The following is a 22,492-nucleotide window of genomic DNA, read 5'->3' on the forward strand; positions in this document are numbered from 1 at the left end:
ACGCTGACTCCATCAAGCGATATTTAGTTTTCGTATCGCGAAATCCCGAAGGAGCTCCGATGGCTCATCCCTCCGGCCGCCATTTTCTCCAGATTCCCGGTCCCACCAACGTTCCCGACCGGGTTCTGCGCGCCATGTCGGCGCCCACGATCGACCACCGCGGCCCCGAGTTCGCCCGGCTCGCCACCGAGGTGCTGACCGCCGTGCGGCCGGTTTTCGGTACCACGCAACCGGTTGTCGTCTACCCGTCCTCCGGCACCGGCGCCTGGGAGGCGGCGCTGGTGAACACGCTCAGCCCCGGCGACCGCGTGCTCTGCTTCGAAACCGGTCACTTCGCCACGTTGTGGCGGGAGATGGCGCTGAAACTGGGCCTCGAGGTCGAGTTCGTGCCGGGGGACTGGCGCCACGGCGCGGATCCGGCGGAGGCCCGCGCCCGGCTCGGGGCCGACACCGAGCACGCGATCAAGGCCGTGTGCCTGGTGCACAACGAAACCTCCACCGGCGTGACCAGCCGGGTCGCGGACGTCCGGCGCGCGCTGGACGATACCGGGCATCCGGCGCTGTTGCTCGTGGACACGATCTCCTCGCTCGGTTCGATCGACTACCGGCACGACGAGTGGGGCGTCGACGTGACGATCTCCTGCTCGCAGAAGGGGTTGATGCTGCCGCCCGGGCTCGGGTTCAACGCGGTCGGCGAAAAGGCCCTGCAGGCCGCGGAAACCGCGACCCTGCCCCGGTCCTACTGGGACTGGCGGCCGATCCTGGCGGCCAACGAACGCGGCTTCTTCCCGAGCACCCCGGCCACGAACCTGCTCTACGGCCTGCGCGAAGCGCTGCGCATCCTCGACGAGGAAGGGCTGCCCGAGGTCTACGCGCGGCACGCCCGGCACGCCGAGGCGACCCGCGCGGCCGTGCGCGCCTGGGGACTGGAAGTGCTGTGCCTGGACGAACGGGAGTACTCGGGTTCGCTGACGGCCGTCCTGATGCCCGCCGAACACGACGCGGACAAGGTGCGCGAACTCGTCCTGGACCGGTTCGACATGTCGCTGGGCGCCGGGCTGGGGAAGCTGGCCGGACGGGTCTTCCGCATCGGCCACCTCGGCCACTTCAACGATCTGAGCCTCGCGGGCACCCTCGCCGGTGTCCAGATGGGACTCGAGCTCGCCCGCGTGCCGATCGAACCGGGCGGGGTCGACGCCGCGTTGCGCGTGCTGGCCCGGGACCAGGACTGGGGAGATCGGCGATGACGAGCACGGCCGCCGACGCGGCGGAACTGGAAAACCGGTTGAGCAAGGAGATCGAAGGCGAGGTCCGGTTCGACGACTACACCCGGCACGTGTTCTCCCGCGACGCCAGCATGTACTCGATCACCCCGCTGGGCGTGGTGTTCCCGCGCCACACCGCGGACGTGGTCGCCGCGGTCTCGGCCGCGAAGGACCACGGCGTGCCGGTGGTGCCGCGGGGCGCGGGCACCAGCCTCGCCGGGCAGACCGTGGGGCCCGGCCTGGTGCTGGACCTGTCCCGGCACCAGAACCGCATCCTGGAACTGGATCCCGGGGCGCGGGTGGCCCGGGTCGAGATGGGCGTCGTCCAGGACCAGCTCAACCGGGCCGCCGCGGCGCACGGGCTGATGTTCGGCCCGGACACCTCGACCAGCAATCGCGCGACGCTCGGCGGAATGATCGGCAACAATTCGGCCGGCAGCGGTTCGGTGCGGTACGGCATGACCATCGACCACGTCCGCGAACTCGACGTCGTGCTGTCCGACGCCAGCACCGCCCGGTTCGCGCCGGTCGGGGAAGCCGAACGGGCGCGCCGCGCGGAGGCGGCCACCCTGGAAGGCGCGCTCTACCGCGAGCTTCCCCGGCTCGTGGCGGGCAACCGGGCCGCGATCGAGCGGGGTTTCCCGACGTTCTGGCGGCGGGCCGGGGGCTACCGGCTCGACCGGCTGGCCGGCGGGACGCCCTTCGACCTCGCGAAGTTCGTCGTCGGCTCGGAGGGCACCCTGGCCGTGGCGACCGGCGCGCTGGTCGACCTGGTGCCCAAACCACGGCACACGGTGATCGCGGTCGGGCATTTCACCAGCACACCCGCGGCGATCGCGGCGACCGAGGACGCGCTCTCCTGCGATCCGGCCGCGGTCGAGCTGATGGACCGGACCATCCTCGACCTGTCCCGGCAGAAGATCGAGTACGCCTCCCTCGGCGACATCCTCGAGGGCGATCCCGACGCGCTGCTGTTCGTCAGCTTCACCGGGGACGACGAGAAGGAACTGCGCGGGCGGCTGGGCGAGCTGGTCGGGCTCTGGCGCAAGCACGGCCACGGCTACCACACGCTGGAAGCGGTCACCCCGAGCCAGCAGGGCGCGCTGATGAAGGTGCGCAAGTCCAGCCTCGGCCTGCTGATGGCGGCGAGCGTCGGCGCGCGGCGCCCGCTGGCGTTCGTCGAGGACACCGCCGTCGATCCCCGCCACCTCGCCGAATACACCGGTCGGTTCAAGGAAATCCTCGACCGGCACGAGCTGGAGGCCGGTTTCTACGGGCACTGCTCGGTGGGCTGCTTGCACATCCGCCCGTTCGTGGACCTCACGAAACCGGACGAGGTGCACAAGATGCGCCGGGTCGCCGAGGAGGTCAAGGATCTGGTCGCCGAGTACGGCGGGGTCAACTCCAGCGAACACGGCGACGGCCTGGCGCGCAGCGAGTTCAACCGCGAGATCTTCGGCGAGGAGCTGTACGAAGCCATGCGCGAGGTCAAGCGGTTGTTCGATCCGGGCAACGTGCTGAACCCCGGCAAGATCGTCGACGCGCCCTCGATGACGGAGAACCTGCGCGACCGGGACGCCCTGCCCCCGGCGCCGCCCATCACCACGACACTGCGGTTCGAAGTGGTCGGCGGTATGCGGGGCGCCGCGGACCGCTGCATGAACATCGGGCTGTGCCGCAAAGCCGGGCCGGGCGTGATGTGCCCGTCCTACCTCGCGACCAGGGAAGAGGAGCATTCCACCCGCGGCCGGGCCAACGCACTGGTGAAGGCGCTGTCCGAACCGGACCCGCATGCCGCGCTGGGCGGCGAGCGGTTGCACGAGATCCTCGACCTCTGCCTGATGTGCAAGGCGTGCAAGAGCGAATGCCCGATGAGCGTGGACATGGCTTCGCTCAAGGCGGAAACCCTCGCGCACCACCACGAGATCCACGGTGTCCCGCTGCGTTCGCGGCTGTTCGGTTCGATCCGCACGCTCAACCGGCTGGGCTCGGCGACGGCGCCGCTGTCCAACCTGCCCGGCCGGATCGGTTTCCTGCGCCGGATCCTGGACCGCGCCGCCGGGATCACCCCGGCGCGCCCGCTGCCGCGGTTCGAGCGGGGCAACCTGCTGCGCTGGTTCCGGCGGCACCGGCGGGAGCCGGTCACCCAGGGCACGGTGAACTGGCTGCCCGATTCGTTCACCACCTTCACCGAACCGCGGATCGGGCGCGCCGCGGTCGAACTGCTGGAGCGCGCGGGCTGGCGGGTGGAACTCGCGCGCGGCGGCTGCTGCGGGCGGTCGAGCCTGTCCAAGGGACTGCTCGACGACGCGAAGCGGAAGGCCGAGCGGCTGGTCACCGCGCTGGATCGGGACACCGAACCCGGTTCCCCGATCGTCGGCTGCGAACCGTCCTGCGTGTTCACCCTGCGCGACGAGCACCTCGCGCTGCTGCCGGACGATCCGGCCGTGCGTGCCGTGGCCGCGCGGGTGAAGCAGGTCGAGGAGTTGCTCACCGAGGCGATCGACGACGGCCGGTTGCGGCTGAGCGCGGATTCCTGGCCCGCCGGGCGGCGGATCGTGTACCACGGCCACTGCCACCAGAAGGCCGAGGTCGGCACGGCGGTCACGATGGCGCTGCTGAGCCGGATCCCCGGGGTGACGGTCGAGGAGATCGACGCGGGCTGCTGCGGGATGGCCGGTTCGTTCGGCTTCGAATCCGAACACTACGAGACGTCCATGGCCGTCGGCCGGGACCGGTTGTTCCCGGCCCTGGCGGCCGAACCGGGGGACACCGTCGTCGCGGCGACCGGGGTGTCCTGCCGCCAGCAGATCTTCCACGGTGCGGGCCGCACCGCCTGGCACCCGCTCGAACTGGTGCGCGCGGCACTCGCGTAGCTCCTTCTTTCCCACCGCACGAGGAGGTGGTCGTCCGGCCCGAGTGGCTCGATCCGTCCATTGCGGACACCCGCACCGAAGGGGAGTATCCCGGCCGCGGTGGTGTCGTCATCACGGAAGCGGCGCCCGCGTGGCGGGCCGCCGATCCCGGCGCCACCGGTCGGCGCGAGTTCGCGCCGGGGGAGAGACCTCCGGCTGTTTCCCGACGCCCGAGTGCTCCCCGGAGGTGCCCTGTCATGAACGTGCCCAGTTGGCTGTGGTTCGCCACGATCGGCGGACTCGTCGCCGTGATCGTGGCCGATCTGCTCGTCGTCGGCCGCGTCCCGCATGCGGTGACCCTGCGCGAGACGACCCGCTGGGTCCTGTGTTACGTGGGCCTGGCGGTCCTGTTCGGCCTCGGCGTGTGGCTGCTCGCCGGGGGAAGGGCCGGCGGCGAGTTCTTCGCCGGATACGTCACCGAGTATTCGCTGTCGCTGGACAACCTGTTCGTGTTCGCGGTCATCATGTCCTCGCTCGCGGTCCCGGCGGCCAACCAGCACCGGGTGCTGCTGTTCGGCATCGTGATCGCGCTGGTCCTGCGCGGCGCGTTCATCGCGGTGGGCGCCGCCGCGGTCGCGCGGTTCACCTGGGTGTTCTTCCTCTTCGCCGCCGTGCTGCTCTACACCGCGGTGAACCTGATCCGGCAGGGGCTCGGCGACGACGAGGAGTGGCGGGAAGGCCGGTTCCTGCGGCTGGTGCGGCGCGTGCTGCCGGTGACCCCGATGATGCTGGTGATGCTCGCGATCGGGACCACCGACCTGCTGTTCGCGCTCGACTCGATCCCGGCGATCTTCGGGCTGACCCGGGAGCCCTACCTGGTGTTCACCGCGAACGCGTTCGCCCTGATGGGGTTGCGCCAGTTGTACTTCCTGCTCGGCGGCCTGCTGCGGAGGCTGGTCTACCTGTCCTACGGGCTCGCCGTGATCCTCGCGTTCATCGGCGTGAAGATGGTCTTGCACGCGTTGCACGAGAACTCGCTGCCGTTCCTCAACGGGGGCCGCCCGGTCCCGGTGCCCGAGGTGGGGATCGGGCTCTCGCTGGGCGTCATCACCGGTGTCCTGGCGGTGACGACCGTCGCCAGCCTGCTCGCGGCGCGCCGCGCCGGGGCACGGGTAACCTCCGGTGGGTGACTCGCCGGAAGCTCGTCCTCGCCGTCGTGGTGGCCGTACTGGGGGCCTGGCTCGTGCTGGTGACCGTCCTCATCGCGCGCCAGCCGGATGCCGGGGTGTCCTCGCCGGACGAACTGCGGGGCAGGTTCGAATCCGCGCTGAACGCCTTCGATGCGCAGCAACTGGAGGACCTCGTCGACTACCCGCCGAACGGCGCCGAGGACTTCACGAAGTCCTATGTGGACGAGCTGCGGAGCGCGGGGGCGCACGACGTGGTGGTGACCCTGGCGCCGGACGCGCGAGTGGCCCGGGTGACCGGAAAGCGAGCCGACGGCAGCGCCTTCTCGTTCGCCGTGACCGTGCGGGAACACGACGGCCGCTGGCGGCTGGAGCTGACCCCGCCGATCTGACTACCGGGCCTTGCGGAACGGCCAGAACCCGCGGACCGGCCGCGCGGCGTCGAGCAGGGCGGGGGCGTGTTCGCGCACCGCGGACTCCAGCTGGCGGAAGCTCGGGTTCACCATCGCGTGCGTGCCGACGAACACGGTCGGCACGGTCTCGTTGCCGTCGGCGACCGAGCGCACCCGGGCCGCGGCTTCCGGATCCGCCCAGATGTCGATCTCCCGCACCGGCAGTCCGCTGCGCCGCACCCGGCGGCGCAGCGCCAGGCAGAACGGGCACCCGGGCCGCCAGTAGAACTCGATCGCGGTGGTCATCGGTCTCCCATGCGGACGGAGGGGCACCGTCCATCTTGCCGCACCGGGTACCGGGGCACACGGGAACCGAGGTCCGGAGACCGGGGGAGCGGTGGTCGTGCCATCATGGAGCCGGAGGGTGTGCGTCGGAGGGGGACGGGGTGGTTTCGGTGGCCGAGTCGCGCGCCGGTGCCCGGGTGCTCGAAGGCACCGATCCCCGTGTCGCCGCGCCGTTGTTCAAGGCGCTCGGCGACCCGGTCCGGATTCGGCTCGTCGCCCTGGTCCGCCAGTCACCCCAAGGCGAGGCCTGCTTCTGCGAGCTCGCCGACGAGTTCGACCTCGCCCAGTCGTCCCTGAGCCACCACCTCAAGATGCTCGTCGAAGCGGGCATCCTGTCCCGGGAACGCCGGGGCACCTGGAGCTGGTACCGCGTCGAACCGGAACCCTTGCAAGCCCTGGAAACCCTGCTGCGACCCGGTGGACCGCTGCGCGACGAGCAGCCCCGCCGCCCCCGGTCCAGCGGCTGCGGCTGATCCGGGTCACCGCAGGAATTCGGTGAGGATCCCCGGCGCGGCCTCGTCCGCGAAGCCCGGCGCCTCGGCGGCGGCGAGATCGGGAATGCGGTAACCCTCCTCGCCCGCGGCGACCGCGGCGGTCAACGTCACCACACCGGCCCTGCGGGCGAACGGGGACGAGGAGAACGTCCAGGCGACGATGCCGGAGCGGCGCAGCGCCACCGAATCACGGCTGAAGGTCCCGGAGCGGGCGAGCAGGTGGCGCTCGTCGAGGCCGTGCCCCAGGTTGCGGTACGCGTCGGCGGCCAGCCACCAGACGACCGGCGTCGCGAGCAGCGGGAAGAGCCACGCGCAGTGCAGCAGGACCGGGGTGAACAGGACGCCGAGGATCGCCAGTGCCGCGGTCAGCGGCAGCACCACCAGCGACAGGCCGCGCAGGATCCGGCGCCGCAGCGCGACCCGCGGGTGGCGGCGCAGGGCGCGGTCGAACCACGGGCCGCCCAGGACGCGGGACGCCACGCGGAGCGCCTCCGCGCGCGGGGCGGGCGGCAGCAGCGCGCTGCGCCGCCGGTTCTCCTCGGCGTTCCCGAGCCCGCTCACGACCGCCGTCACCTTCGCACCGCCCCCGGCCCGCAGCAGCAGCGGTTCGCTCAGCACGACACCGCGCAGGCGGCGCCGTTCCATCGACACCGAACGCGTGGTGCACAGGCCGCGCCGGACGTGCAGCGTGCCCGCGTCCGTCCATTCCAGACGGAACCGCCACCAGTTCTCGACGTGGAGCGCGATCGCCCCCAGCGCGCCGAGCGCGGCGAGGGCGAGCACGGCCAGCGGAACGGTGAGCCACAGGGCGCTCGCACCGAAATCCTCGAACGCCTGCCGGAGGAAACCGATGCGCCACGGTTCGACGCCGACGCCGTCGAGGATCCGGTAGGCGGTTCCGGCCACCACGAAGACACCGCCGAAGATCCAGAACGTCAGCGGGGCGTACCGCACCCACCGCGGATTCCAGGCGGCGAGCACCGGTTCACCGGTGGCCCCGACTTCCGCGTGCCGCGTCAATTCCGCGCGCAGCCGCTCCGCCGCGGCCCGGGTGAGGGCGTCCACGCGCAGGTCGCCGTCGCCCGCCGTGCCGATGGCGACGACGGTGAGCCCGAGCAGGCGGTGCAGCGGGCTCGCGGTCAGGTCGACGTTCCGGATCCGGTGCAGCGGAACCGAACGCAGGGTCCGGGTCACCAGGCCCGACCGCAGCTCGAAGTGGTCCGCGGTCACCCGGTAACGCGTGCGCCGCCAGCGGATCAGCCCAGCCGCGCTGAGCACGCCGAAGGTCACCACGAGGGCGCCCAGCGTGCTCCACGCGCGCCAGCCGAGCCGGCCACCCGTCGCCAGCGCCGCCAGCCCGATCGAGGTCAGCGGCGCGAGCAGCCACGCGCAGTGCACCGCGATCATGCGCGGATCCAGGGTGCGCCAGGCGACCTCGGCCCGGACCGCGAGCCGGTTCACGTGGCGTCCCCGGGCACGGCCTGCGCGGCCGCGCCGATCCGCCGCGCGAGTTCCCGGGCGTCGGCGTCGGCGAGTCCGGCGATCCGCACGTTTCCCGCGGTGGAGGCCGTGGTGACGACGATCGTGGCCAGGCCGAGGGATTGCTGGATCGGCCCGCGCACGGTGTCCACGGTCTGCACCCGCGAAAGCGGCGCGATCCGCCGCTTCTGCCAGAACCATCCGCTCGCCGAGTACACCGCGAACTCGCCCAGTTCCCACGCGTGCACCCGGTACCGCCAGCGCGGCATGACCACCAGGTAGCCGAGCGCGGGCAGTACCAGCGTGACCAGCAGCAACGGGCCGAGCCACACCAGGGCTCCGGGGAAGAACAGCAGCGACAGGACGAGCAGGGCCAGCGCGGTCACCAGCGCCGGGCCGGAGGGAACCACCAGGGCCTGCAGGGTCCACCACCGCCGGGCCCGGGCGTCGACCCGGTGCGCCGGGGGCCGGAGTTCACGCATCGCACACCTTTCCAGGTCGGCCGTATTGGCAAGCACTTTACCAAGTCGGCCGACCTGGATCAAAGGGGGTCGCCGAACAGCCGTGCCAGGTGGCTCTCCAGCAGCTCGACCGTCTCGTCCGCGGTGTGGACGCCCAGGTGGAAGTTGCCACGCAGCCCGTCGGCGAGGCCGATCAGCAGGGCCGCCTCGGTGCGCGGATCGCGGTCGGCGGCGATGTCGCCGGACTGGATGGCGAGCGCGACCGCTCCTTCTAGCACCGAGCGCAGGGCGTTCACCTGCCGGCGCGCGTAGTCGCGCAGGGTTTCGTTGCGCGCGGCCTCGAGCTGGAAGCTGATGTTCATCAGGCTGCCGGCCTTGGCCTTGTCGTCGACCGGCAGCATCTCCAGGGCGATGGCGCGGAGCCGGGCGCGCGGCTCCGGATCGGCGAACGTGAGCATCCGCTGGGCGACGCGCTCGACGTTCTTCTGGCTGATGAACTCCATGGCGAACAGCAGCATCTCGTCCCGGCTGGCGAAGTAGTGCTGCAGCTGGCCCAGCGAGATCCCCGCTTCGGTGGCGACCTCGCGCAGGCTGACCCGGTCCAGGCCGCGGGCCTGGGCGACGCGCCACAGCGCCTTCGCGATCAGGGTCCGCCGCGCTTCGTGGTCCACCTGCTTCGGCATGGTCCGCTCCCCAGGTAGGTTCCAATACTTTTGACTTAGTATACGTGATCCAATACGGTTGACCTGTAACGAACGTCGAGTACGAGCAGGGGAGACCGATGAGCCCGTTCCTGTCCGCGTTGATTACCTCGGTGACGGTGCTGGCCGTCGTGCTGATCGGTGACCTCGGCCGCCGGCGGGTCACCGCGTGGCGGTTGCTGCGCCCGCTGCTCGCGGTCGCCGTGGTGGTCGCGATCTTCGTGCGGAGCTTTCCGCATGACGGCAACGACGTCGCGCTCCAGGTGATCGGGGTGGCCGCCGGGCTCGCGCTCGGGGCGATCGGCGGATGCATGCTCCGCGTGGGGGCGGACCGGGAAGCGGGTGTCTATACGATCGGCGGCGCGGGATACGCGTCCTTCTGGATCGCGGTGTTCGCCGCTCGGCTCGCCTTCACCTACGGCAGCGAGCACTGGTTCCCCGAAGCGCTGGTCCGGTTCTGCGTCGACTACGAGATCAGCGGCGCGGACCCGATCACCAATGCCCTGGTCTTCATGGCCCTGGCCATGGTGCTCGCCCGGACCGGGGTGATCCTGCTCCGCCGGAGCCGGGTCTCCGGCCGAGCCGCCGATCGTGCTCTCGATGTCTCGATGGCGGAGGAATTCCCGCGGTTCAAGATCGAATCGGCGACGCGATCCTAGTCCTGGAAATCGCCGGCCGGGTGGCCTTCACTGAAAACGACCAGCGATTTCCGGGGTCAACCACACCCCCGGGTGAGGTTTTCCGCGGCGGTCTACCCGCAGTCGCGGGACGGCGGGATTCAGGTGACAAAAGCGGGCCGGGGCCATGGCACGTTCAGGCGACTGCGTATTCGCGGGCTCCGGTGCTAGCGTCGGTTCGCGAAGGCGGAAAACGATCAAGCTATCCGGAAATCGACCCTCTCGGAAATGATCTCTATTTCCGTTACCTCTCATTCAACGTGCGGAATGACAAGCACGGATTGGTGGTGCGTGCGGTGACCGTAACCGAGTCCGAACGCGACGTGGAGAATGGACGGTCGCAACAAAGTCTGGCCACCGCGGCGGCCCGGAATCTGACGACGACGACCAAATCGGAACCCCAGATGCAGGGGATCTCGTCCCGGTGGCTGCTGCGGTTGCTGCCGTGGGTGGAGGCATCCGGCGGGACGTACCGGGTGAACCGGCGGCTCAGTTACACGGTCGGCGACGGGCGCGTGACGTTCACCAATGTCGGCGCCGAGGTGCGGGTCATTCCGCAAGAGCTGTGCGAACTGGCCATGCTGCGCGGGTTCGACGACGAGGAGGTGCTGGCGGCCCTGGCCGACCGGTTCGTGCAGCAGGAGTACCAGCCGGGGGACGTGGTCATCACCCGGGGGCAGCCCGCCGACGAGATCTTCCTCATCGCGCACGGCAAGGCGAACCGGATCGGCACCGGGGAGTACGGCGACCAGACCGTGCTCGAGGTGCTGGCCGACGGCTCCCATTTCCACTACGGAGTCCTGCTGGAAGACGACGACTACTGGGAATACACCGTCAAAGCGGTCACTCCGTGCACGATGCTCAAGCTTTCCCAGGACGAGTTCGAGCAAGTCGTCGACCGGTCCGAAACGCTGCGCGCGCATCTGGCGCGGTTCCGATCGGGTGCGCTGCAGCCGCGGAACGAAGCAGGTGAGGCGGAGATCGAACTGTCGTCCGGGCACGAAGGTGAGGCGGAACTGCCGGGCACGTTCGTCGACTACGAGGCCGCGCCGCGGGAGTACGAGCTGAGTGTGGCGCAGACCGTGCTGCGGGTGCACAGCCGGGTGGCCGATCTGTACAACGACCCGATGAACCAGTCGGAACAGCAACTCCGGCTGACCATCGAGGCGTTGCGGGAACGCCAGGAGTACGAGCTGGTCAACAACCGAGGGTTCGGCCTGCTGCACAACGCCGATCTGGCGCAGCGCATCCCCACGCGCACCGGCCCGCCGACTCCGGACGACCTGGACGAGCTGCTGTCCCTGGTATGGAAGGAACCGGCCTTCTTCCTCGCGCATCCCCGTGCGATCGCGGCGTTCGCCCGGGAATGCAACCGCCGGGGCGTCTATCCACAGGGGACGGAATACCAGGGGCATCGTGTGCCCGCCTGGCGCGGAATACCCATTTTCCCGTGCGGCAAGATCGGGGTGAGCGAAACCCGGACGACGTCGATCATGCTGCTGCGCACGGGCGCCGATAACCAAGGCGTCGTCGGATTGCGGCAAACCGGACTTCCGGAAGAATACCAGCCCGGCCTTAATGTCCGATTGATGGGCATAAACGACCAGGCGATCATCTCCTACCTGGTGAGTGCCTACTATTCGGCCGCGGTACTCGTGCCGGATGCGCTCGCCATTCTGGAGAATGTCGAACTCGGCCGGGAAGAATAGCCCTTTTGACGATTGACGGAGTGCATTGTGACGAATTTGGCGGCCACGACCGACGAGGCCGGTTGAGCCGATGGCGGACACCGAGGTGCGCGCGCAGGGCAGGTCCACTCGAGAGGTGCTTTCCCGCAGCCGGGCGCTGGTCGACCCCGCCCTCCGTGCGGCGGTCGGCGGTTTGCCGGAGTCGACGCGGCGGGTGGCCGGGTACCAGTTCGGCTGGTGGGACGAGCACGGCCGGGGCGCCCGGCCCCGCGACGACGAGTCCGCGCGGCCCGCCCTGGTGCTGCTCGCCGCCGAAGCCATCGGCGGAGTACCGGCGGACGCGGTACCGGCGGCGGTCGCGATCGAACTGGCCCATACCGCGTTGCGGCTGCACGGCGAGGTGATCGCCGGCGATCCGCCGGAGGGCGCCTGCGGCGCGTTCGGCGCCGGACGGGTGATCCTCACCGGTGGTGCGGTGCTCACGCTGGCCTTCGACGTGCTGGCCACCGGCGCGCGGGCGGCCGTCGCCACCGGGACCCGGATGTTGAGCGCCGCGGTCCAGGAAACGGGCGAACTGGATGCTCGGCGAGCCGATGCCCTGCTCGGGTGCGCGTGTGCCCTCGGCGCGGTGTTCGGCGGCGGCCGCCCGGCCCAGATCGCGCGGTTGCGCGGTTTCGGCGAGCGGTTGACACGGGCCGGCGCGGAGTCCGCCGCCGACCATCTCGCGGGCGCACTCCGGCACCTCGCCGAGGCGGAACCCGTTCCGCGGGCGGCCGCCGAACTCGGCGCGCTGGCCGTGGTGCTCGCGGCCGCGGGCTCGGGGCCCGGCGATTCCTGACGGATATAGTTCTGCCATGCAGACACCAGGTTCGGCGCGGCCGGTGCCGCAGTATCCGATCGAATCGGTCGATCGCGCGCTGCGGCTGTTGCTGATGTTCCGGGCCAGCCGCGAGATCCGGCTGTCGGACGCGCGCGACGCGCTGGAGGTCGGGCAGTCGACGGCGCACCGGCTGATGGCGATGCTGGTGTACCACGGTTTCGTCGACCAGGATCCGGTCAGCCGGGTCTACCGGGCCGGGCCGGCGCTGGTCGACATCGGGCTCTCGGTGGTGCGGCAGATGGATGTGCGCGCACTGGCCCGCCCGGTCCTGGAATGGCTCGCCGGTGAGACGGACGAGACCGTGCACCTCGGCGTGCTCGAGGCCGGTCAGGTGCGCTTCGTCGATGTGGTGGAAAGCGAACGCGCGCTGCGGGTCAGCGGCCGGGTGGGGCGCCTGCTGCCCGCGCACGCGACCAGCCTCGGCAAGGCGATGCTCGCCCAGTTGCCCGCGGACAAGGTGCGGGAGCTCTATCCTGGCGAGTCGCTCGAGCCGGTGACCGGGAAGACGATGACCGAGCGGTCGGCGCTGCTCGCCGAACTCGCCCGGGTGCGCAAACGCGGCTACGCGGTCAACGCCGGGGAGAGCGAGGACGGGGTCAGTTCGGTCGGGATCGCGCTGACCGGCCCGGGCGGCGCGGTGGTCGGCGGGTTGAGCGTCGGCGCGCCGAGCAACCGGATGACCAGGCAGCACCGGGAACGTTACGGCGCGCTGCTGGCCGAAGCGCGCGACCGGCTCGCCCACTCCTTCGGATAGGGCTTCTGCTAGGCAGAACTCGGGTCTGTCTCACTCGGCCGGGTGCGCTCAAGGTGAGCCCATGGCCGTAGCACAAGATCCGTCCATTCCGGACAACGTTGCCAAGCTGCTGGACCGGGACTGTGCGCTGGAGGCGGGCTTCACCTGGATCAACGGTTCGTCCCGGCATTTCCCGAACGTGCTCTAGCGGGCGGCCAACCGGATGAACGGCAGTTCCCGCCCGACGGCGCGGTAGTCGTCCAGCGAACCGTCCACTTCGAACCCCATGAACCGGACGAGCCGCCGGGCCGCCCGGGGATGGCGGGGCGCGTAGTACGCCAGGTACTCGCCGCCCTCCTCGGCGCCGAGCGGGACCGCGGTGACCCGCTTGTCGCGCGGGCCCACCCGGATCGTGGTCTCCGGTGTCTTGAGCAGGTTCCGATACCAGTCGGCGTTCGGGCCGAAGCCCGAGCACACCACGTAGCTGCCGTCCGCGCGGTCGTGCTCGACGACCTCGATCACGGCCTCCCGGGGTTTGCCGGAAACCCGGCCGAGGTGGCGGAGCAGCAGCAACCGGCCGCCGAACAGCCAGCCGAGCCGGAGCCGGTAGAGGTGGATCGGGGCGCGGAACAGGAACCGGCGCCATCCGGTCGGCGGGGCCGGTCGTCCGATGAACTTCATCGCTATCTGTCCTTTCAGGACGGTGGAAGGATGCTGGTGGTGTCGCCGTAGCCGAGCCGCAGCAGACCGGCGAGCGGCTGGTGCAGTAGTGCCCGGGCGCCCAGCCGCTGCGCGGCCAGCCCGGCGCGGCTGGCGGGCGCCACGGCCTTGGCGAACCCGCGGGCGCGCCGCTGTCTTCGCACGACGGGCGGGCGCACGCGGCGTTCGTACGCGGCGAAGGCGGCCCCGGGATCGGTGTGGTCGCGCAGCGCCTCGGCGAGGAGGTAACCACCGGCCATCGCCAGGGACGCGCCCTGCGCGCTGGCCATGGTCATCGCCCCGCACGCGTCGCCGATCAGCGCGACCCGGCCGCGGTACCAGGTCGGCAGGTGGATCTGGGTGAGGGTGTCCATGAAGATCTCGTCCTCCGGCGCGGCCGCGCACAGCTGGGGCACGAGCCAGCCCATGCCCCCGAGCGCCGCGCGCAGCTTCGCGGGCCGCTCCGCGCGCGGGACGTGGCGGTCGTCCGAGCGGAAGACGAACAACGCCACCGCCTCGCCAGGCACCCCGGTGCCGTACAGCGCGGCCAACCGGCCGGGTTCGTTGTAGTGCGTGCGCACCGGTCCGAGCCGGTAGACGTCCTCGACCGGGTAGCACGCGAGGAGGTAACCCAGGTTCCGGGCGAACTGCCGTTCGGGACCGAAAACCAGCTCGCGGGTCTTCGAATGCACCCCGTCCGCGCCGATCAGCAGATCGAAGCTTTCCTCGGCGCCGTCGGCGAAAACGACGTCCACCCCGGTGCCGTGCTGCCGTATCCCGGCGATCCGGCTGTCGTAGCGGATTTCCACCTCGTCCCGCACGAGTTCGGTGAGCGCCTCGTCGAGCGTGCTGTGCAGCAGCGCGAGGTAGGGACCCCGGATGATCTGTTCCAGCAGCCGCCGCTCCAACCGTGCGCTCACCCGGCCGTTCCCGTCCACGTAGGCGATCGACTTGGCCGGAACCTGCCGGTCCACCAGCTGATCGACGATGCCCATCCGCGACGCCACGTCGTACCCGGAGCCGAAGAAGTCGATGCCGTAACCGCCGTAGCTGCCGTGCGGTGTCCGCTCGACGACGACCGGGGTGTGGCCGTGGCGGTTCAGCCAGTAGGCGAGGGTCAGCCCGGAGACACCGCCGCCGGAAACGAGAATCCTCATGCCGCTCCTCCGATCGCCTGCTCCAGCGCGTCCAGTGCGGCGTCGACTCCCAGCTCGTCGTCGAGCATCAGGTGCATCGTGAGCCCGTCGATCAGGGCCGCCACGAGCGTCGCCATCCCGGCCCGCCGATCCGGTGACCAGCGCGGGTGCAGGCGCGCCAGCCAGGCCGCGATCTGCTCGCGCGCCTCGCGGAGCCCGTCGCGCAAGGCCCCGCCGAGTTCCGGGTCGCGCATGGCCCCGGCGAGCAGTTCGACGGCGAGGCGCTGGACCTTCTCATCGGCCGTCGCCTCCCGCACCCCGCGGCGCAACGCCTCCAGCGCGGCCGCCGAGTCCGCCGCGGCGAGGAGGCTCTCCACGGCCGGGGCGGCCACGGCGTCCCCCGCCTTCCGCGCGATGGCCGCGTGCAGCCCGGGAAGCCCGCCGAAGTGGTAGTGGATCAACCCGGTGTTGGCCGCACCCCGTTCGGCGACCGCGCGCGTGGTGACGGCCGGCCACCCACCCTCGGCGAGCAACTCGACACCCGCCTCGATCAACTGCTCCCGCCGCCGCTGCCCCCGCCCCGAACTTGGCCGCTCGACTAACTTACTCATACGGCCAACATACACGCGAACTACACGTTCGCGCACGCGAGTCACACACTCGGGCACGTGAGTTACACGTTCGGGACTGCGAAATGCACACTCGGATCGTCGAATGCGCGGCACTCGACGGGCGATCTGGTCGCCGCTGGGAAGCCGGTGCCGGGGATGGGTGGTTTCGAACGTGCGGTTCGCTTGCCTGAGTGTGATGTTCGCGTGTCTGAGTGTGTAACTCGCGTGCCCGAGTGTGTAGTTCGGCTGCCGGGGTTACCAGGCGAGGTCGGAGCGGGTGCGCTGGACGGCGGTTTTGAGCAGGTCGAGGGTTGCCGGGATGTGGCCGCGGCGGAACCGGACCGACGGGGCGGAGACGGCCAGGGCGGCCACCGCGCGGTTCTCGTTGTCGCGCAGGCACATGCCCACCGCGGTGAGGCCCGGTTCGCTTTCGCCGTTGTTCAGGCCGAAACCCCGCCGCCGCACGGCGTCGAGTTCGCGCAGCAGCCGGTCCGCGTCCGCGATCGGCGGGCCCTCGTGGTCGGCGCGGAGGAGTTCGCCGAGTTCGGCGGGCGGAAGATCGGCGAGCAGCGCCTTTCCGCCGGAGGTGAGGTGGGCGGGCAGGGTCACCCCGATCCGCGAGCCGACGCGCAGTGCCTGCGCGCCTTCGATGCTGTCCAGGAAGCGCACCTCGCGGCCGGTGCGGACCATCAGGTGCACGGTTTCGCCGACCTGCTTGTTGAGCCAGCGCAGGTGCGGGCGCGCCGCGTCCTTCAGTTCGCCATGTGAACGCCGCGGCACGCCGAATCGGCACAGCGCGGGACCCGGGTGGTAGAGCTTGTCCTCGCCCTGGGTGACGAAACCCCGGTGGCGCAGCGTGGCGAGCAGCCGGTGCACGGTCGAGCGCGCGACCCCGAGCTCGTCGGCCGCCTCGGACAACCGGAGCTCCGGGTTCCGCTGCAGCATCAGCAGCAGCCGGAGCGCGTTGTCGACCGACTCGACGAGGTACGGGTAGTTCTGCACAGCAAAATAGCGTAGCGATCTGTTCTTCAATGCAGAAGATGCGTCCTACCGTGGGGTGCCGGAACTTCAGGGAGGAACTGATGGCAGGCGTTGAGGTCGACACCGAGCTGGAACGGTTGTACGAGGACTTCGGGCGGCACGGTCTGCTGCCGCTGTGGACGCAGCGCGAGGACCTGATGCCGGTGACGCCGCGGCCCGCCGCGGCGGCGCACCGGTGGCGCTGGCGCGACCTGTACCCGCTGGCCCAGCGGGCCGGTGCGCTGGTGCCGGTCGGCCGCGGCGGCGAGCGCCGGGCGATCGCGCTCGCCAATCCCGGCCTGGCCGGGCTGCCGCACGCGACCCCGACGCTGTGGGCCGCCGTGCAGTACCTCGGTGCGCGGGAAACCGCGCCCGCGCACCGGCACAGCCAGAACGCCTTCCGGTTCGTGCTGGAGGGCGAGGGGGTGTGGACGGTCGTCGACGGGGACCCGGTCGCGATGCGCCGAGGTGATCTGCTGCTGACCCCGGCCTGGGCGTTCCACGGGCACCACAACACCACCGACGAGCCGATGGCCTGGCTGGACGGCCTGGACATCCCGCTGGTCGGTTACCTGGACGCGAACTTCTTCGAATTCGGCGAAGAACGCCTGTCCGGACTGTCCACTCCGGACCGATCGCGGGCCGAGCGGTTGTGGGGGCATCCGGGCCTGGTGCCGGTGGGCGTCGCCGGTTCGGCGATCTCCTCGCCGCTGTCCGCGTACCGCTGGGAGCACACCGACGCCGCGCTGGCCGCCCAGCTCGAGCTCGCCGACGAGGGCCACCCCGGCGCCGCCGGGCCCGGGCACGCGGCGATCCGGTTCGCCAATCCGGTCAACGGCGACGACGTGCTGCCGACGATCCGGACCGAGATGCACCGCCTGCGCCCCGGCGCGGTCCGGTCCGCGCGGCGCGAGGTGTCGTCCTCGGTGTGGCAGGTCTTCGACGGTTCGGGCGCGTTCGTGCTCGACGGCGTGCGGTCCGAAGTGGACCGCGGTGATCTGGTCGCGGTGCCGTCCTGGGGCGAGACCGAGATCCGGGCGAACGACCGCCTCGACTTGTTTCGGTTCAGCGACGCGCCGGTGATCGAACGCCTGCGCCTCAACCAGTCCGCGGAGATCGTGCGATGAGGCTCGCGACCGTCCGCACGGCCACCGGCACCGCCGCGGTACGCGTCGACGCCGACCGCGCGATCGAGACCGGGGACGCCGATCTCGGCGCGCTGCTCGCCCGGCCGGACTGGCGCGAGCGCGCCCAAACCGCACAGGGCCGCGCGCATCCGGTGGCCGGGCTCGACTACGCCCCGCTGGTGCCGCATCCGGAGAAGATCGTCTGCGTCGGCCTCAACTACCGCGGGCACATCCTGGAAATGGGCCGGGACCTGCCGGAGTTCCCGACCCTGTTCGCGAAGTTCCCGTCCAGCCTCATCGGCGCGTACGACGACATCGTGCTGCCGAGCGGGTCCGATTCGGTGGACTGGGAAGCCGAACTCGCCGTGGTGATCGGCGCGCCCGCCCGCCGGGTGAGCGCGGAACGGGCGCCGGACTGCATCGCCGGGTACAGCGTGCTCAACGACATCACCGCGCGCGACTGGCAGTTCCGCACCCGGGAATGGTTGCAGGGCAAGACGTTCGAGCACACCACGCCGCTCGGCCCGGTGCTGGTCACCCCGGACGAGGCGCGCCCGGGGGAGATCAGCTGCCTGGTCGACGGCGAGCCGATGCAGCGCGCCGACACCGCCGATCTCCTCTTCGACGCGGCGGCGCTGGTCGCCTACGTTTCCCAGATCGTCACGCTTCGACCAGGGGACGTGCTCGCGACCGGCACGCCCGCCGGGGTCGGCCACGGCCGCGATCCCCGCCGCTACCTGGCCGAGGGCTCGGTGGTCACCACCCGGATCGACGGCATCGGCGAATGCCGCAACAACTGCCGACGGGAGAAAGCGGATGCCTGACCGGCGATGGCAAGCTTGGGTCGACGCGGGCACCGAGACCGTGCTGCGCACGCTCGACGGGCTGGCGGTCGGCGAACCCTCGTTGCTGCCGGGGTGGAGCCGCGCCCACGTCCTGGCGCATCTCGCGCGCAACGCCGACGCGCTGGGCAACCTGCTGGCCTGGGCGCGCACCGGGGTCGAGACGCCGATGTACCGCGACCAGGCGCGGCGGGACGCGGATATCGAGGCCGGTGCGCGGCAACCGGCGGCGGAGCTGTTCGCGGACGTGCGCGACAGCGCGGCCCGGCTCGCCGAAGCGATCGCGACCCTCCCGTCCGAGGCGTGGGCCGCCCGGGTCCGCACCGCGCAGGGCCGGGACATCCCGGCGTCCGACGTGCTCTGGCTGCGTAGCCGCGAGGTGTGGATCCACGCCGTCGATCTCGACGCGCGCGTCGGTTTCGCCGCGCTGCCCGGGGATTTCGTGGACGCGTTGTTCACCGAGGCCGCGGCCTCGATCGGCCGGAACCCGGGCTGCCCGGGCGTGGAGCTGCGGCCCGACGATCGCGGTGCGAAGTGGACGGTCGGGGCGGGCGCACCGATCGCGGTCACCGGCAGCGCCGCCGATCTGCTCGGCTGGCTGCTCGGCCGGACCGTCACCGGCGTGCGCACCGGCGCCGCGCAACTGCCCACGCTGCCCGCCTGGCTCTAGGAGGGCTGCGCGACGAGGTCTTCACCCAGCGCGCCCCGGACGACCACCGCCACCTCGAATGGCTCTACCGCGGGGTACACCGCGACCCGTCGGCACGCTGACGCTCACGCCTCGGCAGGCAGCGGGTCGTGAGTGTTTGGACCGGTTCTAACCGGCCTGTCCACTCACGACCACCCAGCACCCGGCCCCCTCACGCTCGCAGGTTCACCGACGCCTTCGCCGCCGATCAGGACGGCCGCCTCTCTTCCGCCAAGACACCCTCCACGTCACCGGATTTCGCGCAAGGATTCCTGGCCGTGCTGGACGAGCTGGCGGCCGCGCTCGGCAACTGCACCCTCGCCGGGCTGCGCGGCGGGATCATGCCGATCCTGCTCACCATGCTCTGCCCGGAACTGCCCTGGGCGCCCGGCAGCGTCTACCGCTGCGTCGAGGTGATCAGTGAACCGGGCACGATCAACAACCGCACGTTCCCGGCCGGGATCGGCAAGGCTTCGGTCGCTTCGACGTGGGCCACCCAGAACGCGGTCTCCGAATGCGTCGTTGACCAGCGCGGGGCCGGGTTCGTGACCATGCTCTGCGACGCGATGGCGGGCGGGCTCGGCGCGAGATCAACGAGTTCAGCTTGGCGGCGATCCTGCTGAAAGGGGCCGCGCGGCAGCAGCTGCTCACCCAGTCGTTCGGCGGGTGGCCGGTTTGGTCCGATTCCGCGGAGTCACTGTCCAAACGGGAGCACAGCTACGCACCCGGCGCGATCGGCCAGGTCTGGGACTACCTGGTGCGCGGGCTGCCCGGCTAGGCGATCGCGTGGCAAGCTGGGGGCCATGACCTCGACGAACCTCGACGCCGCCGCGGCCGGGCGGTGGGAACTCGGCGGTGACCTCCCGATCACCCGGCTCGGTTACGGCGCGATGCAGCTCGCCGGGCCGGGTGTCTTCGGCCCGCCCCAGGATCGCGACGGCGCGCTCGCGGTGTTGCGCCGCGCGGTCGAACTGGGCGTGAACCACATCGACACCAGCGACTACTACGGCCCGCACGTGGTGAACGAACTCATCAAGGAGGCGTTGCACCCGTACCCGGAAAACCTGGTGCTGGTCACCAAGGTCGGCGCCCGGCGCGGTTCGGACGCGAGCTGGTTGCCCGCGATCTCGCCCGCGGAACTGCGGTCCGCGGTGCACGACAACCTGCGGCGGCTCGGGCTCGAGCGGCTGGACCTGGTCAACCTCCGGCTGATGGGGTCGCCGGACGAATCGCTCGAGGACGCCTTCGGCGCGCTCGCCGAACTGCGCGAACAGGGGCTGATCCGGCACCTCGGGCTGAGCAACGCCGACTCCGCGCACCTGGCCGCGGCGCGGCGGATCGCGCCGGTGGCCACCGTGCAGAACATGTTCAACCTCGCCGATCAGCGCGACGCCGCGCTGGTGGACGAATGCGCCGAACTGGGCATCGGTTACGTGCCGTTCTTCCCGCTCGGCGGTTCCGGCCCGGCGGCCCACACCGCCGTGGCGCGCATCGCCGCCGCGCACGGGGCCAGCCAGGCGCAGGTGAACCTGGCCTGGCTGCTGCGGCGTTCGCCCGCGATCCTGCTGATCCCCGGCACTTCCTCGATCGCGCACCTGGAGGAGAACGTGGCGGCGGGTTCGCTGCGGCTCACCGATGCCGAGGTGGCCGAACTGACCGCGTGACCGCACCGGGGACGGCCAGCAGCACGACCGCGGCGAATGCGGCAGCCCCGGCGAAGACGTAGAACACCGCCCGGGGCCCGAGTCCGGCTTGCAGGACCCAGCCGCCGAGCAGCGGCGCGAGCACGGCGCCGAGGCGGCCGGCCGAGGACATCCAGCCCAGGGCGGTGCCGCGCAGGCGCACCGGGTACATGTCGGCGACCCAGGCGTTGATCAAGGTGAGTGCCGTCTGGGCGCCGATCCCGGTCAGCGCGGTGCTGCCGAGGACGAGCGCGGTGGCGCTGGAACCGGCGGCCAGGGCGACGATGGCGGCCGCGGTCAGCACGCACGAGGCCACCGCCACGATCCGGACGCCGTGCCGGTCCGCGATGCGGGCGAGCAGGATCGAACCGAGGGCGGCGCCGAGGTTGAGCACCAGGGTCACCCGCAACGCCGAACCGAGCGGGTAGTTCATCGTGCGCATCAGCTGGGTGAGCCAGGTGTTCAGGCCCAGCCAGGTAAGCAGGCAGCAGAAGGCGGCCACCGCGAACAGCGTGCTGTGCCACGCCCGGTCGCGGCCGAACAGCTCGCCGAATCGCCGCCGCGCGGGCACCCCGTCCCGATCGTGCGCTCCCGACTCGGGCAGACGCCAGAGGCCCAGGGCCAGTACGGCGGCGGACACGGCCGCGCCGATGAGGAACATCGCGCGCCACCCCGCGGGATCGAGCACCGGAACCGCGGTGAGCGCGGCCAGCGCGCCGCCGACCGGGACACCGGCCAGCAGAACGGTCGCCGCGGTGCTCGCGTGCCGCCCCGGCACCGATTCCTTGGTCAGCGCGACCGTGCACGGCAGCACGCCACCCATGCCGATCCCGGCCAGCAGGCGGAAAACGCCGAGCTGCCAGGGCGCGGCGGCGACCGCGCAGGCGACGGTGCAGAGCGTGAAGCAGCCGATCGAGACCAGGACGAGCCTCCGGCGGCCCAGGCGGTCGGACAACATACCGCTGGTGAGCGCGCCGAGCAGCATGCCGACGTAGGCCATGCTGCCCAGTACGCCCGCCGCCGACGAAGTGAGGCCCCAGCCGGGTTCGACCATGAGTTTGGGCAGCGTGACCCCGAAAACGATCAGGTCGTACCCCTCCACGGTGATCGCGCCCGCGCACAGCGCGACCACCAGCCAGGGCGCGGCGGTCCGCGTGTCCCGCACTCCGTCGACTGTCATCCGAACTCCTTCGTCCGCTCCCGCCCCCGCTCGCCGGAAGTACAACAGGATCCGTCCCCGAACTGACCGGAAACCGGGAGCTGTTCTGGTAGCGGGAATCCGGCCCTTACCGGACACCCCCGCCGCCCTCACACCGAAAGTGCGCGCACTTTCGGGTTTCGGCGAGCGGCGGCAGGAAGGGACCTTCGCTATCGCTCAACGGGAGCGAGGGACCTTTACTCCAGCCAGAACGGAGTAAAGGTCCCTTGCTGCCGCGAAGTGACCGGATGGCGGGGGTCGTGAGGGTTTGGACCGGTTCTAACCGGTCTGGTGTTTTAACGTGGGGGGTTGGTGGTTTTGACATGGGGGTG

At 71.1% G+C, this 22,492-nt stretch carries 25 protein-coding genes; 16 read left to right on the forward strand and 9 right to left on the reverse strand.

Features of this window, described 5'->3' with window-relative positions; translation table 11 throughout:
- Positions 1-59: 59 nt before the first annotated feature.
- The 4 genes from FXO23_RS31850 to FXO23_RS31865 all read left to right on the forward strand — a co-directional run bounded on the left by FXO23_RS31850 (position 60) and on the right by FXO23_RS31865 (position 5,699).
- Positions 60-1,247: a pyridoxal-phosphate-dependent aminotransferase family protein gene (locus FXO23_RS31850; RefSeq protein WP_158889189.1), complete on the forward strand. Its 1,188-nt coding sequence runs from the start codon at positions 60-62 to the stop codon at positions 1,245-1,247.
- On the forward strand, positions 1,244-4,141 hold the full coding sequence (locus FXO23_RS31855; protein WP_158889190.1) for an FAD-binding and (Fe-S)-binding domain-containing protein: 2,898 nt from the start codon (positions 1,244-1,246) through the stop codon (positions 4,139-4,141). The genes FXO23_RS31850 and FXO23_RS31855 overlap by 4 nt, the downstream gene beginning before the upstream one ends.
- A 236-nt stretch (positions 4,142-4,377) precedes the next feature.
- On the forward strand, positions 4,378-5,310 hold the full coding sequence (locus FXO23_RS31860) for a TerC family protein (protein ID WP_158889191.1): 933 nt from the start codon (positions 4,378-4,380) through the stop codon (positions 5,308-5,310).
- Positions 5,307-5,699: a hypothetical protein gene (locus tag FXO23_RS31865; RefSeq protein WP_158889192.1), complete on the forward strand. Its 393-nt coding sequence runs from the start codon at positions 5,307-5,309 to the stop codon at positions 5,697-5,699. The genes FXO23_RS31860 and FXO23_RS31865 overlap by 4 nt, the downstream gene beginning before the upstream one ends.
- On the opposite strand, the gene FXO23_RS31870 is transcribed toward FXO23_RS31865, so the two are convergent.
- Complete coding sequence (locus FXO23_RS31870) at positions 5,700-6,005, reverse strand: glutaredoxin domain-containing protein (protein ID WP_158889193.1); 306 nt, start codon at positions 6,003-6,005, stop codon at positions 5,700-5,702.
- 149 nt (positions 6,006-6,154) lie between these two features.
- Here FXO23_RS31870 and FXO23_RS31875 point away from each other — a divergent pair, with 149 nt between their 5' ends.
- Positions 6,155-6,517, forward strand: a complete 363-nt coding sequence (locus tag FXO23_RS31875; RefSeq protein ID WP_246258150.1) for an ArsR/SmtB family transcription factor — start codon at positions 6,155-6,157, stop codon at positions 6,515-6,517.
- Positions 6,518-6,523: 6 nt separating this feature from the next.
- Here FXO23_RS31875 and FXO23_RS31880 read toward each other — a convergent pair whose 3' ends face one another.
- The 3 genes from FXO23_RS31880 to FXO23_RS31890 are packed head-to-tail and all read right to left on the reverse strand — an operon-like array spanning position 6,524 to position 9,161.
- The gene (locus tag FXO23_RS31880) at positions 6,524-7,999 is read right to left on the reverse strand and encodes a PH domain-containing protein (RefSeq protein WP_218952203.1); all 1,476 of its coding nucleotides are present in this window, start codon (positions 7,997-7,999) and stop codon (positions 6,524-6,526) included.
- The gene (locus FXO23_RS31885) at positions 7,996-8,499 is read right to left on the reverse strand and encodes a PH domain-containing protein (RefSeq protein WP_158889195.1); all 504 of its coding nucleotides are present in this window, start codon (positions 8,497-8,499) and stop codon (positions 7,996-7,998) included. Before FXO23_RS31885 ends, FXO23_RS31880 begins: the two co-directional genes overlap by 4 nt.
- Before the next feature lie 59 nt (positions 8,500-8,558).
- Complete coding sequence (locus tag FXO23_RS31890; RefSeq protein WP_158889196.1) at positions 8,559-9,161, reverse strand: TetR/AcrR family transcriptional regulator; 603 nt, start codon at positions 9,159-9,161, stop codon at positions 8,559-8,561.
- Positions 9,162-9,259: 98 nt separating this feature from the next.
- Here FXO23_RS31890 and FXO23_RS51825 point away from each other — a divergent pair, with 98 nt between their 5' ends.
- The 5 genes from FXO23_RS51825 to FXO23_RS52340 all read left to right on the forward strand — a co-directional run bounded on the left by FXO23_RS51825 (position 9,260) and on the right by FXO23_RS52340 (position 13,365).
- Positions 9,260-9,838 carry a hypothetical protein gene (locus FXO23_RS51825; protein ID WP_179956933.1) on the forward strand — a complete coding sequence of 193 codons (579 nt, stop codon included), beginning with the start codon at positions 9,260-9,262 and terminating at the stop codon, positions 9,836-9,838.
- Positions 9,839-10,152: 314 nt separating this feature from the next.
- Complete coding sequence (locus FXO23_RS31900; protein ID WP_179956934.1) at positions 10,153-11,565, forward strand: family 2B encapsulin nanocompartment shell protein; 1,413 nt, start codon at positions 10,153-10,155, stop codon at positions 11,563-11,565.
- A gap of 70 nt (positions 11,566-11,635) precedes the next feature.
- Entirely contained in the window at positions 11,636-12,382 is a 747-nt protein-coding gene (locus FXO23_RS31905; RefSeq protein WP_158889197.1) for a polyprenyl synthetase family protein, read from the forward strand.
- Positions 12,383-12,398: 16 nt separating this feature from the next.
- A complete protein-coding gene (locus FXO23_RS31910; RefSeq protein WP_158889198.1) occupies positions 12,399-13,178 on the forward strand; it encodes an IclR family transcriptional regulator in 780 nt (259 codons plus the stop codon).
- 61 nt (positions 13,179-13,239) lie between these two features.
- Positions 13,240-13,365 (forward strand): hypothetical protein, encoded by a 126-nt coding sequence (locus FXO23_RS52340; RefSeq protein ID WP_281356647.1) that lies wholly within the window; start codon positions 13,240-13,242, stop codon positions 13,363-13,365.
- Here the strand turns inward: FXO23_RS52340 and FXO23_RS31915 are convergent.
- The 4 genes from FXO23_RS31915 to FXO23_RS31930 all read right to left on the reverse strand — a co-directional run bounded on the left by FXO23_RS31915 (position 13,362) and on the right by FXO23_RS31930 (position 16,605).
- On the reverse strand, positions 13,362-13,838 hold the full coding sequence (locus tag FXO23_RS31915) for a nitroreductase family deazaflavin-dependent oxidoreductase (protein ID WP_158889199.1): 477 nt from the start codon (positions 13,836-13,838) through the stop codon (positions 13,362-13,364). The genes FXO23_RS52340 and FXO23_RS31915 overlap by 4 nt on opposite strands.
- Before the next feature lie 14 nt (positions 13,839-13,852).
- Entirely contained in the window at positions 13,853-15,013 is a 1,161-nt protein-coding gene (locus tag FXO23_RS31920) for an FAD-dependent monooxygenase (protein ID WP_158889200.1), read from the reverse strand.
- A complete protein-coding gene (locus FXO23_RS31925; protein WP_158889201.1) occupies positions 15,010-15,603 on the reverse strand; it encodes a TetR/AcrR family transcriptional regulator in 594 nt (197 codons plus the stop codon). The genes FXO23_RS31920 and FXO23_RS31925 overlap by 4 nt, the downstream gene beginning before the upstream one ends.
- 255 nt (positions 15,604-15,858) lie before the next feature.
- On the reverse strand, positions 15,859-16,605 hold the full coding sequence (locus FXO23_RS31930; RefSeq protein WP_246258151.1) for an IclR family transcriptional regulator: 747 nt from the start codon (positions 16,603-16,605) through the stop codon (positions 15,859-15,861).
- An 80-nt stretch (positions 16,606-16,685) separates the two neighbouring features.
- On the opposite strand from FXO23_RS31930, the gene FXO23_RS31935 reads away from it, so the two are divergent.
- From FXO23_RS31935 to FXO23_RS31960, 6 genes are all read left to right on the forward strand, one after another.
- Positions 16,686-17,750, forward strand: coding sequence for a cupin domain-containing protein (locus FXO23_RS31935; protein WP_218952205.1), 1,065 nt, complete (start codon positions 16,686-16,688; stop codon positions 17,748-17,750).
- Positions 17,747-18,574, forward strand: coding sequence for a fumarylacetoacetate hydrolase family protein (locus FXO23_RS31940; protein WP_158889203.1), 828 nt, complete (start codon positions 17,747-17,749; stop codon positions 18,572-18,574). Before FXO23_RS31935 ends, FXO23_RS31940 begins: the two co-directional genes overlap by 4 nt.
- A complete protein-coding gene (locus FXO23_RS31945; RefSeq protein WP_158889204.1) occupies positions 18,567-19,262 on the forward strand; it encodes a maleylpyruvate isomerase family mycothiol-dependent enzyme in 696 nt (231 codons plus the stop codon). The genes FXO23_RS31940 and FXO23_RS31945 overlap by 8 nt, the downstream gene beginning before the upstream one ends.
- Before the next feature lie 296 nt (positions 19,263-19,558).
- Complete coding sequence (locus tag FXO23_RS31950) at positions 19,559-19,903, forward strand: hypothetical protein (protein ID WP_179956935.1); 345 nt, start codon at positions 19,559-19,561, stop codon at positions 19,901-19,903.
- A complete protein-coding gene (locus FXO23_RS31955; RefSeq protein WP_158889205.1) occupies positions 19,885-20,058 on the forward strand; it encodes a hypothetical protein in 174 nt (57 codons plus the stop codon). Before FXO23_RS31950 ends, FXO23_RS31955 begins: the two co-directional genes overlap by 19 nt.
- A gap of 25 nt (positions 20,059-20,083) precedes the next feature.
- On the forward strand, positions 20,084-20,944 hold the full coding sequence (locus FXO23_RS31960) for an oxidoreductase (protein ID WP_158889206.1): 861 nt from the start codon (positions 20,084-20,086) through the stop codon (positions 20,942-20,944).
- Here FXO23_RS31960 and FXO23_RS31965 read toward each other — a convergent pair.
- Entirely contained in the window at positions 20,910-22,142 is a 1,233-nt protein-coding gene (locus FXO23_RS31965) for an MFS transporter (protein ID WP_158889207.1), read from the reverse strand. The genes FXO23_RS31960 and FXO23_RS31965 overlap by 35 nt on opposite strands.
- Positions 22,143-22,492 lie beyond the last annotated feature (350 nt).

Source organism: Amycolatopsis anabasis (assembly GCF_009765355.1).
GTDB lineage: Bacteria > Actinomycetota > Actinomycetes > Mycobacteriales > Pseudonocardiaceae > Amycolatopsis > Amycolatopsis anabasis.